Consider the following 12,930-nt stretch of genomic DNA (forward strand, 5'->3'; position numbering starts at 1 on the left):
CCGTGTAGCCGGCGATCTGCGCGAAGACCAGACGCGGGATCGGGTCGATCGCGCCCAATAGATCTCACGGGATCGACAGCGACCGTTTATCGGAGAGATCGACGATCACATCCCCGATCATCGCCACCGGGACGATGATCTCGCGCGATGTCGGAGGTCGAGGCCGGGAACGTCTATCGCGGCGTCCGGAAGCCCGCCCCCGGGGACCGGGCCGGGACAGCCGCTGGGCCGCATCGTCCGGTCGTCCCGGCGCGCCCGCGACGCCCCGCACCGGCGGCGCGATCCCGCCTCGTCCCGCGGAGGCGGATCGGGTAGAGGATCGGCCGATGCTCGACGGCCATCCCCGCATCCTGGCTGACCTGCGCGCCCGGCTGGCCGAGCCACATCGCGTCTATCACGGCCAAGCGCATATCGACGCGCTCCTGGAGGCGTTCCGCGCCCGCCGCGGGACGGTCCGGGATCCCGACGCGGTGGAACTGGCGATCTGGTTCCACGACGCCGTCTACCGGCCGGGCGCCCCGGACAACGAGCGCCGCAGCGCCGCGCTCCTGCGGGCGCTGCTGGACGGCGCGGTCCCGGCGCCCGCGCTGGCGGCGGCCGAGACGATGATCCTGGCGACCGAGCGGCACGCCGTCCCGGACGGCCTGCCGGCCGCGCTCGCCGCGGACGTCGCGGTCTTCCTCGACATGGACATGGCGATCCTGGGGGCGGCGCCGGCCGCCTACGACGGCTACGCCACCGGCGTGGCGCGGGAATTCGTCCCGTTCGTGGGCGCGGCCGCCTACCGGCGGGGGCGCGCGGCCTTCCTGCGGGGGACCCTCGAGTCCGGCCGGCCGCTGTTCGTCACCGACCGGGCCCGGGCCGAGCTGGAGGGGCCCGCGCGATCGAATATGCGGCGGGAGCTCGCGGCGCTGGACCGGTGACAGGCGACCCGGACCCGCGACCCGCACCCGGTCACGGCGCGATGAGGTGCGGCACGAACCGGGCCCGGTCGGTCGTGATGAGGCCGTCCGACTCGCGCAGGCACAGGCCGGCGGGCCGGTCGCCGACCATCCAGCTGCCGACCAGCGCGCGGCGGCCGTCGAAATCGGGCAGCGCGGCCAGGGCCTGCCGCACGTAGCCCTCGCCGCCGTAGGGACCCTCGTCGCGCGCCGCGACGGCGCCGTCGCGCACGATCAGCACGTTGGCGCCCTCGCGGCCGTAGAGGGGTTTCCTCACGAAGCTCCGGCCCAGCGCGGCCTTGGCCGGGTCCTCCTCGAAGAAGGCCGGCAGCAGGTTGGGATGGCCCGGCGCCATCGCCCAGAGATGGGCCAGCAGCCCCTTGTTGGAGAGCACCGCCTTCCAGGGCGGCTCCAGGAAGCGGGTCGCCGCCGCGCCGACCGCCCGGCCGAACGGGTCGGCGAACATCCACTCCCACGGGTAGAGCTTGAACAGGCAGCCGATCGGGATGCCGGCCGCGTCCACGAAGCGCCCGTCCTCCGCGAGCCCGATCGCCTCGACCGGCAGGAAGGGGGCGGGGCGGCCGGCCTGCAGCGCGCAGTCCTGGAGATAGGCCAGCGTGCCGCGATCCTCCGGCGCGTCGGGGAAGCCCGCGAAGGCGACGCCCTCCGGGGGCGCCACGGCGGCGAGGCGCGCCACCAGCGCCTCGTGCAGGGTGTTGAACTGATCGGCGCCGGCGGGGAGGCGTCCCCGCGCCAGCCCGTCCTCCAGCCACAGCCACTGGAAAACCGCGCTCTCGTAGAGGGCGGTGGGCGTGTCGGCGTTGTACTCCAGGAGCTTGGCCGGCCCGTCGCCGCCGTAGCTGAAGTCGAAGCGCCCGTACAGGCTGGGATCGCGCCGCGCCCAGCTCGCCCGGATCGCGTCCCAGGCGTGCTCCGGGATCCGCAGCGAGCGGAGGATCGCCGCGTCCCGGACCGCCCGGTCCACGAAGGCGAGGCAGAGGTCGTGCAGCGCGGCGCTCGGCGCCTCGATGGCGTCCTCGATCTCCGCGAGGCTGAAGGCGTAGTAGGCGCTCTCGTCCCAGTAGGGGGCGCCGTCGAACGTGTGGAAGGTGAAGCCGGCGCGCGCGGCGTGGAGCCGCCAGTCGGGCCGCTCCGGGATCGGCACGCGGCGCATCAGCCGCCGCCGAACCCGCCCGCGCGGCCGCCCGAGCCTCCGGAGAACGCCGTCGCCCGCCCGGTGCCGCCGAAGCCGCCGCGGCTGACCGTGCGCGGGGTCGTGCTCGTCGTCGTGCTCGTCGTGCTCGCGGTGCGGGCGACCGAGGCGGGGACGTGGACCCGCGAGGCGCCGCCCGCGTAGGCGACCCGGCCGCCCGCACCGGTGCAGTAGCCGCCCCTGTGCCCGGCCGTCGCGGTCCCGGCCTCGTCGCGCTCCTCCTCGGGCGCGTGCGGGTAGAGCGGCTGGACCGGCAGGTCCTGCGCGTCCGTCCGCCCCATCATGAAGGCGGCCATCACCGGCAGGTAGCGGCCGCGCGCGGCCTCCGTGACCTGCGCGCCCGGCGTGCAGCCGCCGGTCCCGTGGTGGCGCTGGCAATCGGCCTCGGTCTCGTAGCGCGGCGCCGTCGCCGCGTAGGTCTCCTGCGCGCTCGTGTAGGCGGCGATGCAGGCCTCGGCGCCGCGCAGCTGCTGGGCGATGCAGGCGCCGAGCGTCCCGTAGACGAGCGCCTCCTCCTCCCGCTGGGACGGGTCGAGGCCGCCGAGCGTCAGGGCGGCCGCGCCGGCGCCCGCGACCAGGACCAGAGACACGGCGGCCGAGCGCTTGGAGCGGCGGGCGGCGGCGAAGCCGGTCGCGGACCCGCCGGCGGCGCGGCCGGCAGCATCGGGGGCCGCGTCGGGAGCTGGCGCGGTCTCCGTCACCGGCCCCTCAATAGGTCATCGAGGCGGCGTTCACGACGCCCCCCGCCAGCGAGGCCGCGCCGAGGAGGATCGCGGCGGCGGCGCGGTCCTCCTCGATGCGCCGCGACAGGTCCGGCACCGCGAGGCGCACGAGCCAGTAGATCGCGATCTGGATCACGAGGGCGATCAGCCCCCAGACCAGGCAGTCGAGCAGGGACGCCGCGTTGTAGATCGCCACCGCCAGCGGCAGGGTGAAGCCGACCAGGCTCCCGCCCAGCGCGACGGCGGCCGCCGTCACGTCCCGGCGGATCAGCGCGAGCTCGTTGTGCGCGGTGGCGAGGGTGTAGATCAGCAGGTAGAGGCCGATCAGCCCGGCCGCAGTGCCGAGATAGAGCAGGAAGTCGGGCAGTCCAAAGACCAGGGTCACGCAAGACCCGCCGTCTCGCCGGCCCCGATCGTCGCGCGCGCCGCGACCGGACAGGTCTTCCGGTCGAATCGCCCGGCACGCGAAGCGGATGTCGGGGCTGATTGCTGCGCGCGGGACCGATTCACACGCGCGAATGCACGCAATTTCCCGCGCGGTGTCAAGCTTGTCGCGGATTTCAGAGGGTTAGACTGGCGGCAATACGCGCGAGGCCGGCCCGCGTCGGCGGGTCGGGCGCTACCAGACCAGCCGCTCGATCACCGCGTCCGGATGCACCGCCTGCCGGCCGAGCCATTCCGCCACGTCGCCCAGCCGGTGATGCGCGGCCGTGACGCCGAGTTCCTCCGCGTGGATGCCGCGGGCCACCAGCAGGCTCGCGAGGCCGAAGCCGCGGGCGCCGGCGATGTCGGTGCGGATCGCGTCGCCGATCGCCAGGACCCGTGCCGGATCCACCGCGGCCCCGGTGAGCGCCGCCCCCTTGGCGAGCGCCGCCTCGTAGACCGGGCGGTGCGGCTTGCCGGCGTACACCACGGGGCCGCCGATCTCCGCGTAGGCCGCCGCGAGCAGGCCCGCGCAGGGGATCAGGCGGTTGCCGCTCTCCACGACGAGATCGGGATTGGCGCAGATCATCGTCAGCCCGCGGGCGGCCAGGCGCTCCAGCTCCGGCCGGTAATCGTCCGGGGTCTCGCTGCGGTCGTCGAACAGGCCGGTGCAGACGACGAGGTCGGCCTCCGTCTCCGGGACGAGGCTGAGGTCGAGCCCCTGGAAGATGCCGAGGTCGCGCTCGGGACCGAGATGCCGGATCCGCGCGCCCGGGCGCGCGGCGATCAGGTCGTGGGTGAGGTCGCCCGAGGTCAGGATCGCGTCGTAGGCCTCCCGCGGCACGCCGAACCGGTCGAGGATGCGGCCGACGCCGTCGCCGGGCCGGGGCGCGTTCGAGACGAGGACGACCCGGCGCGGCCGCGCGCCCGGGAGGTCGCGGAACCGGATCAGCGCCTCGCCGGCGGCCCCGTGGGCCGTCTGGCCGTCGTGCAGCACGCCCCAGACGTCGCAGAGGATCAGGTCGTACCGGTCGGCGACCTCGGCGAGACCCTGGAGGGTCGGGATCGGTGCGGGGGTGCTGGTCATGGACGGTCCTGGATTCAAAAGGTCCGGGACCTTTTGTGGGGGCAGGGCAGAGCCCTGCGATACATCAGGGCCGCGCCCTGACAACCCGCCGGGGCGCGCGGCAGCCGGAAATCCCTCACGGGCGCCGCGCCGGTCCCAGCCGGTGCTCGGCGAAGAAGTCGAGCATCGCCCGGGACGCGTCGGGCCCCTCGGGATCCGTGTAGCTGCCGTCGGGGCGGCCGCCCGACCAGGCGTGGCCGGCGCCGCGCACCCGCCAATCCTCGACCACGACCCGGCCCGCCTCGTCCCGGTAGCGGGTGCGGGTGAAGGGATGGCCGCGGCCCTCGAACGTCTCCGACCGGGGCGTCAGCCCGGCGACCTTGGCCTGGGCGAGCACCTGGTCGGCGTTGCGCACGCTCACCGTGCCGTCGTCCTCGCCGTGGAAGATGATCGTCGGGACGCGGGCGGCGGGCGCGGGGGTGCCGAAGGCGGTCGGAGCGCCGAGGCCCGGTGCACCGACCTGCATGGCCATCAGCGCCGAGCCGAGATCCCGGGCGCAGCCGGCCGCGAGGCCCGAATGCACGCCGACGGCGGCGTAGAGATCCGGGTAGGCGCGGGCGATGTTGAGGGCGGCGGCGCCCCCCGCCGACAGGCCGGCGATGTAGACCCGGGCCGGGTCGATCGCGTGCTCCGCCATGATCGCGCGGGTGAGGCCCGCGATGATGGCCGGCTCGCCCGCGCCGCGGCCCTGGTCCCGGGGGCTCGTACCAGTTCCAGCAGCGCTGGGCGTGGGCCTGGCGGCTCTGGGCCGGGTAGGCCACGAACACGCCGGCGCGCTCGGCGAGGGTGTTCATGCCGGTGCCGGCGGCGAAATCGTCCGGATTCTGCGTGCAGCCGTGCAGCATCACGATCAGCGGCGCCGGCCGGTCGGGGTGGCTCGGGATGAACAGCTTGTACTCGCGGGTGCCGGCGGGCTCGGCGTGGGTCAGCGCCACGAAGCGGCCCCCGGTCCCGCCCGCCCGGTCGGCGGGCGGCGGGGCCGGCGGCCGCAGCGGGTTGCCCAGGCCCTTCAGCACCGGCGCGAGCCCGCGCACGACCTGCCCCACCACCTCGCGCATCCGCGTCCCGGACTCCGCCGCGGGATTCCGCGTCTCGGCGGCAGGCTGCGGCGCGGCCGACGGATCGGCGGGCGGGGGGCTTCTGACCCCCGAGGCTGCGCTGGATGAGGGCGGTCGCCTCCTCGAGCCGGCCCAGGCCGGTCAGGCGGGTGGCCTCGATCATGTCGGCGAAGGGTGACGGGCCGGTCCTGTCGTCGCGCTGTCCGTCGCGACTGCCGAAATCCTCGGTCATGCGTGCGCGCCTCACTGCCTCAGCATCTCCGTCACGGCCGGACCCGGCACGCCCGTGCCACCGCGTGGACCAGCCCCCGCCATCCCGAGAGATGGTGCGCCGACGGCGTTTTGTGCATTGCACTAAACGCCCCTGTGCGATGCGGCAACAGCCGGTGCCGCGCACGGAGCGGGGGCTCCGGCGGGCGGATCAGACCGGATCGTCCGCGCCGATGTAGTCGGCCCAGATCGCGGCGGGACCGAGGCTCGCGCGGAAGCTGTCGTGGCGGGCGCGCTCCGCATCCGTAAGGCGGCTGCGGTAGGGACGGGGTGCCGCCGGGGCCGCCGCCAGGGCGGCCGATCCGGCCGCCGGGGCAGCCTTCTCGGCCTCCAGGAGCCCGAGGCTGGTCTGCTTGCCGCCGAGCAGCTCGACGTAGACCTCGGCCAGGATCTGCGCGTCGAGGAGCGCCCCGTGCTTGGTCCGCCGGGTGTTGTCGATGCCGTAGCGGGCGCAGAGGGCGTCGAGGTTGTTGGCCGCGCCCGGGTGCTTGCGCCGGGCCATCGGCAGGGTGTCGACCACGTCCTCCAGCTGGATCGGCGGCGGGGCGTTCGCGCCGAGCCGGGCGTATTCCATGTTGAGGAAGCCGACGTCGAAGGGCGCGTTGTGGATGACGAGCCGCCCGTCGGCCAGGAACGCCAGCAACTCGCCGACGATCTCGGCGAAGACCGGCTTGTCGGCGAGGAACGCGTCGGACAGGCCGTGGACGTTGAACGCGCCCTCGGAGACCGGGCGCTGCGGGTTGCAGTAGCGGTGGAAGGTCCGGCCGGTGGGGATGTGGTTGAGGAGCTCCACCGCGCCGATCTCGATCAGCCGGTCGCCTCCCTTCGCCTCCGTGCCGGTGGTCTCGGTGTCGAGGACGATCTCGCGCAGCATGGGTCTCGCGGCTCGCGGGGATGGGGGCGGACCCTAGCCGGATAAGCCCGGACGGTTAACCCGCCCTGCACGGCCGTCCCCGTCCATCGCCCGTCGACCGCCCCGCCTAGCGGGAGGTGTTGCGGTAGACGCAGACCGGCCCCCGGTCCTCGTAGCCGCCCGGGCAGGCGGTGACGCAGGCACCGGCCGCGACCTTCTTCGGCGGCGGGCAGCTGGCGGCGTACTGGGCCTGCGCGGGCACAGCCGCCAGCAGCGCGAGGAGGGTTGCGGCCCGGATGCCGCCTGACCGAACGCGATCGATCCCGCCCCAGCGCCGCGCCATCACGTCCATCCCGCAGTTCGTGTTCCCCCCGGAACGCAACCGCAGATATTCAATCCGCCCAGCGCGTCATCCGTTGCCGGCGTGCGGCTTCGCACGGGGCGTTGTCAGGCGCTCGACGATCCGCGCCACCTCGGCCTCGGCGGCGGGGAAACCCCGGCCCGTGTCGATGACGAAATCCGCCCGGGCGCGCTTCTCGGCGTCGGGCATCTGCTTGGCGAGGATCGCCGCGAGGGCCGCCTCGGTCATGCCGGGTCGGGCGAGCACCCGTTCGCGCTGGATCTCGGGCGGGGCGCTCACCACCGCGACCGCGTCGCAGCGGTCCTCGCCGCCGGTCTCGTAGAGGAGCGGGACGTCGAGGACGACCAGCGCCGCCGCCGCGTGCCGCGCCAGGAATTCCGCGCTGGCCGCCCGGACCAGGGGATGCACGATGGCCTCCAGCGCCGCCATCCGGTCCGGCGAACCGAGCACCGCGGCGCGCAGCCGCGCCCGGTCGACGCCGCCGTCCGCGCCGAGCACGCCGGGAAAGGCCGCGCCGATCGCCGCCGCGGCCGCGCCGCCCGGCCCGTAGAGGGCGTGGACGGCGGCGTCGGCGTCGTGGACCGGGACGCCGCGCTCCGCGAACATCCGGGCCGTGGCTGACTTGCCCATGCCGATCGAGCCCGTGAGCCCGAGGATGACGGGTCCGGATCCGGCCGTCGGCATCATCCGGCGAGGTCCGCCACGATCCGGTCGCGCAGCTCCGGGGTGACGGCGGGGCGCGGGCCGAACCACGCCTCGAAACCCGGCACCGCCTGGTGCAGCAGCATGCCGAGCCCGTCCACGGCCGCGAGCCCCCGCCGGCGCGCCGCCGCCAGGAGCGCCGTCTCCAGGGGCGCGTAGACGATGTCGGCCACGGCCGCGTCCGCCGGCAGGGGCGACAGGTCGACGGCGAGGGGCGGCTGGCCCTTCATGCCCAGGGACGTGGTGTTGACGAGGAGGCCGGTCCCGGGAAGCGCCGCCGGCAGGTCGTCCCAGGCGAGCGCCGCGCCGACGCCCGGCGCGAGCGCCGCCACCGCCTCGGCCCGGGCCGCGGTGCGGTTGGCGACCCAGACGCGCCGCAGGCCGCGCTCGGCGAGCCCGACCACGACCGCCCGCGCCGCGCCGCCGGCGCCGAGCACCAGGGCGGTGCCACCCGCGCGTTCCGGCCAGGCCGCGCCCAGGCTGTGGTCGAGATGGGCGCAGAAGCCCGGCGCGTCGGTGTTGTCGCCGCGGATCCGGCCGTCCGGCCCGACCACCAGGGTGTTGACCGCGCCGATCGCCCGGGCCCGCGGCGTCAGGGTGTCGGCCAGCGCGAAGGCCGCCTCCTTGTGGGGGATCGTGACGTTGCCGCCCCGGAAGCCCGAATCCGGCAGGCCCCGGACGAAGTCCGGGAACGCCGCCGGCGGCACGTCGAGCCGCTCGTAGGAGCCCGGGATCCCGTGCACGGCGAGCCAGTGGCCGTGGATCAGCGGCGAGCGCGAGTGGGCGATCGGGTGGCCGACCACGAAGGCGCGGGGGGTCGCGACGCTCACGCCGCGCAATCCTGCGCGAGGCGGCAGGCCGGACCGCCGGCCTCCTCGACCTGGAGGGTGGCGTGGCCGATGCCGAACCGGGCGCGCAGGCCCTCGGCGGTGTCGGTGAGGAAGCCGTTGCCGGGCAGGCGGTGGGCCTGATGACCCTCCTGCATCACGAGATGGACCGTGAGGGCGACGCTGGTGGTGCTCATGGGCCAGATATGCAGGTCGTGGAGGCCGGCGACGCCCGGCCGTTCGAGGAGGAAGCCGGTCACCGCGTCCGGGGAGATCTCCGGCGGCACGGCGTCGAGGGACATGGCCACGCTGTCGCGCAGCAGGCCCCAGGTCGCCCAGACCACCAGGGCGGCGATGACGAGGCTGACCGCCGGGTCGAGCCAGGCGAGGCCGGTGAGCTGGATCACGAGGCCCGCCACCACGACCCCGGCCGAGACGGCGGCGTCGGCCACCATGTGGAGGAACGCCCCGCGGACGTTGATGTCGCCCTTGGCGCCGCTGGCGAAGAGCCACGCGGTGAGGCCGTTGACCAGGATCCCCACCGCGGCCACCACCATCACGGTCGTGCCCGCGACGGGCTCCGGGTGGACCAGCCGGACCAGCGCCTCCCAGATCACCGCTCCCATGGCGATGAGCAGGAACACGGCGTTGAACAGGGCCGCCAGGATCGAGGAGCCGCGGTAGCCGTAGGTGAAGCGCGCGCTCGCGCGGCGGCGCACCAGGATCGCGGCGATCCAGGCGGCCGCGAGGCCCAGAACGTCCGACAGGTTGTGGCCGGCATCGGCCACCAGCGACATCGAGTTGCTGAGATAGCCGTAGACCGCCTCGATCACCACGAAGGCGGTGTTGAGCACGATGCCGATGGCGAAGGCCGTGCCGAAATCCTTCGGCGCGTGCGCGTGGCCGCCGAGGCCGCCATGGGCGTGGCCCCCGTGGGCATGACTTCCGTGGGCATGGCTCCCGTGCCCGTGGCCGCCGTGCGAATGATCGTGTCCGGCCAAGAGCTTTTCCCTCAGAAGGCCAAGTAGCCGGCGGCGCGGAGCCGCGCGAGGAGCGGCAGCAGCGGCAGGCCCAGCACGGTGCTGTGGTCCCCGGCCACCGATTCGAACAGGTGGATCCCCGGCCCTTCGAGCTGGTAGCCGCCGACGCTCGACCGCACGCGCTCCGCGCCAGCGCAGTCCACATAGGCCGCGATCGCCCGTTCATCGAGAGGGCGCAGGGTCAGCCGGGCGGTCTCCACGAAGGCGTCCGCGACCGCCCCCGCCAGCGCCACGGCGGAATGCAGGGCGTGGGTCCGGCCGGACAGACGGGCGAGCTGCGCCCGGGCGGCCTCGGCATCGGCCGGCTTGTGGAACACCGTGCCGTCGCAATCGAGCACTTGGTCCGCGCCGAGCACGATCCGCCCCGGGAAGCGTGCCGCCACCGCCTCGGCCTTGGCGCGCGCGAGCGCAAGGGCGAGGTCGGGCGGGGACAGGCCGGGGCGCGCCGCTTCCAGGGCGCGCTCGTCGACGTCGGGCGACGCGGTCTCGACCGGCAGGGCGGCGCTCTCCAGCAGGAGGCGCCGGGTCGGGCTGGTCGAGGCGAGGAGGAGCGGTTGCGGACCGGTCCAGGGCGAGCGGGGCATCGCGCCAGTGTCACGGATCCGGGGATCTGTGCAAGACGCGCGCTGGGCTGCGACGAGCCCCGCCGCCGGGATCGACCGGGCGGCGGGGCTGTCGCGGCGCCGATACGCAACCTGGCGCCCGGTGATGATCCTGGCAGGGACCGGTTAGGGGAAGGTCAACGGCCCGATCGGGCCGGAATCGCGTTTCGTGCCGCTGCGGGACAGGCGTCGCGGCGTTCCGCGCGGCGGAGGCCGCCCGCGTCGTCATGGCGAGCGCAGCGACGTGACCCGGGGCCGCGCGCGGCTCACCACCGTGGCGCTGCCTGGATCGCTTCGCTCCGCTCGCGAGGACGGCGGTGATGCCCGCGACCGGGGATGGCCTCAGGTGTTCATCGAGTCGAAGAAGTCGCTGTTGCTCTTGGTCTGGCGCAGCTTGTCGAGCAGGAACTCGATCGCGTCGGTGACGCCCATCGGGTTGAGGATGCGGCGCAGCACGTAGGTCTTCTTGAGCGAGTCCGGCGGGACCAGCAGCTCCTCCTTGCGGGTGCCCGAGCGGGTGATGTCGATCGCCGGGAAGATGCGCTTGTCGGAGACCTTGCGGTCCAGGATGATCTCGGAGTTGCCGGTGCCCTTGAACTCCTCGAAGATCACCTCGTCCATGCGCGAGCCGGTGTCGATCAGCGCCGTGGCGATGATCGAGAGCGAGCCGCCCTCCTCGATGTTGCGGGCCGCGCCGAAGAAGCGCTTGGGCCGCTGCAGGGCGTTGGCGTCGACACCGCCGGTCAGCACCTTGCCGGAGGACGGCACCACGGTGTTGTAGGCGCGGCCGAGGCGGGTGATGGAGTCCAAGAGGATCACCACGTCGCGCCCGTGCTCCACGAGGCGCTTGGCCTTCTCGATCACCATCTCGGCGACCTGCACGTGGCGGGTGGCCGGCTCGTCGAAGGTCGAGGCGATGACCTCGCCCTTCACCGAGCGCTGCATGTCGGTGACCTCCTCGGGCCGCTCGTCGATGAGCAGCACGATCAGGTAGCACTCCGGGTGGTTGAGGGTGATCGACTGGGCGATGTTCTGCATCAGCACGGTCTTACCCGTGCGCGGCGGCGCCACGATCAGGGCGCGCTGGCCCTTGCCGATCGGCGCCACGATGTCGATGATCCGCGGCGAGAAGTCCTTCTTGGTCGGGTTGTCCAGCTCGAGCTTGAACCGCTTCGTCGGGAAGAGCGGCGTCAGGTTGTCGAAGTGGACCTTGTGCTTGATCTTCTCCGGGTTCTCGAAGTTGATCGTGTTGACCTTGAGCAGCGCGAAGTAGCGCTCGCCGTCCTTGGGGCCGCGGATCGGGCCCTCGACGGTGTCGCCGGTCCGCAGGCCGAAGCGGCGGATCTGGGTCGGCGAGATGTAGATGTCGTCCGGGCCGGGCAGGTAGTTCGAGTCGGAGGAGCGCAGGAAGCCGAAGCCGTCCTGCAGCACCTCGACGGTGCCCGACCCGATGATCTCGACCTCCTTGGCAGCGAGCTGCTTCAGGATGGCGAACATCAGCTCCTGCTTGCGCATGGTCGAGGCGTTCTCGACCTCGACCTCCTCGGCGAAGGCCGTCAGGTCGGTCGGCGTCTTCGATTTGAGGTCCTGGAGCTTGACCTCGCGGACGCCCTCGAGGGCGGCCGGCATGGTGGGGCGATCGGTGGACACATCGGCCGACTCCGCGGTCTCGATGTCGTCGGCGAGGGCGTCGGGATTTGGCGTCATGGGGGTATCTTGAGACCGACGGAGTAGGTGGGAGGGCCGGTTCAGTGCCAGGTGCCCGGGGGATGGGCACCGGAGAGCGGGCCGCGCTGCGGCGAGGGGCCCGGGGTCAGGTTGGCGAAACCGATGAGGCAGGACCCTCGCGGCTCACGGGCGCGCTGCGGCGCAGACCTTGTGATGAGGGCCCCACACAGATAACGCCTTTTTCGCCCGCACTCAAGGGCCCGGGGTGGTGGACCGGGATCCCGACGGCGCGGCGACGGGCCGGGCGACCGGCTGGGCCTCGCGGGAGGGCCGTGCCGGCGCTACACAGGACGTGTCGCGCCGAGCTCGGGCCGTCTCTCGGAACCGGGCCGACGCGCGGCCGTTCCCTGTCCCGGTGCTGCGGCGCAGCAGACCGCCGAATCGAGAGTTCCCCCAGACCGCCATGCGCGACGACGCCACCGGACGCACCCTCACCACGCACGAGCCGCGCCGGATTCCCTGGCTCGAGATCGTCTTCGGCTTCGGCCCGATGCTGCCGATCGCCGTCGGCACCGCCGTGGCGTGGTGGCTGAACGGCAAGCCCCTCGACTACCTCGTGGCGCTGTTCACCCTGCTCTACGCCGCCTCGATCCTGCTGTTCCTGGCCGGCGTGCGCCGCGGCGTCAGCTTCCGGACCGAGGGCGGGCCGCAGGTGTCGCAGATCGTCACCATGCTGGTCCTCTACGGCCTCGGGCTGGGCAGCCTGTTCGCGGCGGTGATGGGCAAGGCGGTGCCGGCGCTCGCGATGCTGATCCTCGGCTACGCCGCCATCGGGATCCTCGATCCGATCGCGGCGCGCGCCGGCGAGGTGCCCCTGTCGCATGCCCGCCTGCGCCCGCTGCAGATGCCGATCGCCGTGGTGAGTCTCGCGGCCCTGCTCTGGCTCAAGCTGACCGCGCCGTACTGAGTTCTCGCCGAGCGAACCGCGCCCCGGTCCGGTGCGCGGCGCGCGTCCGACACGGCTCCCGCATCGACGCGTCGGCTGACGCGCCCCACACGTCGCCACCGGCGCAGCGAGGTGAGCCGGGGCCGCGTGACCTCGACCGGCGCGGCGCGGTCCTGGA

General features: G+C 73.9%; 13 protein-coding genes and 1 pseudogene. 2 read left to right on the plus strand and 12 right to left on the minus strand.

The features are described 5' to 3' along the window. The first annotated feature begins 326 nt into the window (after positions 1–326). A complete protein-coding gene (locus BKE41_RS22345) occupies positions 327–923 on the plus strand; it encodes a hypothetical protein (protein ID WP_071000129.1) in 597 nt (198 codons plus the stop codon). A 31-nt stretch (positions 924–954) separates the two neighbouring features. Here BKE41_RS22345 and BKE41_RS22350 read toward each other — a convergent pair whose 3' ends face one another. From BKE41_RS22350 to rho, 12 genes and pseudogenes are all read right to left on the minus strand, one after another. Further along, positions 955–2,115 (minus strand): glutathionylspermidine synthase family protein, encoded by a 1,161-nt coding sequence (locus BKE41_RS22350; RefSeq protein WP_058606566.1) that lies wholly within the window; start codon positions 2,113–2,115, stop codon positions 955–957. Next, positions 2,115–2,855, minus strand: coding sequence for a DUF1190 domain-containing protein (locus BKE41_RS22355; protein ID WP_024828872.1), 741 nt, complete (start codon positions 2,853–2,855; stop codon positions 2,115–2,117). Before BKE41_RS22355 ends, BKE41_RS22350 begins: the two co-directional genes overlap by 1 nt. 7 nt (positions 2,856–2,862) lie before the next feature. Next, a complete protein-coding gene (locus BKE41_RS22360; protein ID WP_071000130.1) occupies positions 2,863–3,261 on the minus strand; it encodes a DUF350 domain-containing protein in 399 nt (132 codons plus the stop codon). Between the two features lie 234 nt (positions 3,262–3,495). Further along, a complete protein-coding gene (locus tag BKE41_RS22365) occupies positions 3,496–4,386 on the minus strand; it encodes a TIGR01459 family HAD-type hydrolase (RefSeq protein ID WP_012321201.1) in 891 nt (296 codons plus the stop codon). A gap of 115 nt (positions 4,387–4,501) precedes the next feature. Beyond that, positions 4,502–5,715 (minus strand): annotated as a pseudogene (locus tag BKE41_RS22370) (PHB depolymerase family esterase). Positions 5,716–5,904: 189 nt separating this feature from the next. Then, the gene (dnaQ, locus tag BKE41_RS22375) at positions 5,905–6,627 is read right to left on the minus strand and encodes a DNA polymerase III subunit epsilon (RefSeq protein ID WP_029360283.1); all 723 of its coding nucleotides are present in this window, start codon (positions 6,625–6,627) and stop codon (positions 5,905–5,907) included. A 106-nt stretch (positions 6,628–6,733) separates the two neighbouring features. Beyond that, the gene (locus BKE41_RS22380; RefSeq protein ID WP_245295827.1) at positions 6,734–6,958 is read right to left on the minus strand and encodes a hypothetical protein; all 225 of its coding nucleotides are present in this window, start codon (positions 6,956–6,958) and stop codon (positions 6,734–6,736) included. Between the two features lie 57 nt (positions 6,959–7,015). Next, positions 7,016–7,654, minus strand: a complete 639-nt coding sequence (coaE, locus tag BKE41_RS22385; protein WP_012321205.1) for a dephospho-CoA kinase — start codon at positions 7,652–7,654, stop codon at positions 7,016–7,018. Beyond that, on the minus strand, positions 7,651–8,499 hold the full coding sequence (locus tag BKE41_RS22390; protein WP_058606572.1) for a shikimate dehydrogenase: 849 nt from the start codon (positions 8,497–8,499) through the stop codon (positions 7,651–7,653). The genes coaE and BKE41_RS22390 overlap by 4 nt, the downstream gene beginning before the upstream one ends. Further along, positions 8,496–9,497, minus strand: coding sequence for a cation diffusion facilitator family transporter (locus BKE41_RS22395; RefSeq protein ID WP_024828868.1), 1,002 nt, complete (start codon positions 9,495–9,497; stop codon positions 8,496–8,498). Before BKE41_RS22395 ends, BKE41_RS22390 begins: the two co-directional genes overlap by 4 nt. Before the next feature lie 11 nt (positions 9,498–9,508). After that, a complete protein-coding gene (locus BKE41_RS22400) occupies positions 9,509–10,120 on the minus strand; it encodes a Maf family nucleotide pyrophosphatase (RefSeq protein ID WP_012321208.1) in 612 nt (203 codons plus the stop codon). Between the two features lie 360 nt (positions 10,121–10,480). Beyond that, positions 10,481–11,767, minus strand: coding sequence for a transcription termination factor Rho (gene rho / locus BKE41_RS22405; RefSeq protein WP_012321209.1), 1,287 nt, complete (start codon positions 11,765–11,767; stop codon positions 10,481–10,483). A 502-nt stretch (positions 11,768–12,269) separates the two neighbouring features. On the opposite strand from rho, the gene BKE41_RS22410 reads away from it, so the two are divergent. Then, positions 12,270–12,773 carry a DUF3429 domain-containing protein gene (locus BKE41_RS22410; RefSeq protein ID WP_012321210.1) on the plus strand — a complete coding sequence of 168 codons (504 nt, stop codon included), beginning with the start codon at positions 12,270–12,272 and terminating at the stop codon, positions 12,771–12,773. The last annotated feature ends 157 nt before the right edge of the window (positions 12,774–12,930 follow it).

It is taken from the genome of Methylobacterium sp. C1 (assembly GCF_001854385.1).
GTDB classification, from domain to species: Bacteria; Pseudomonadota; Alphaproteobacteria; order Rhizobiales; family Beijerinckiaceae; genus Methylobacterium; species Methylobacterium radiotolerans.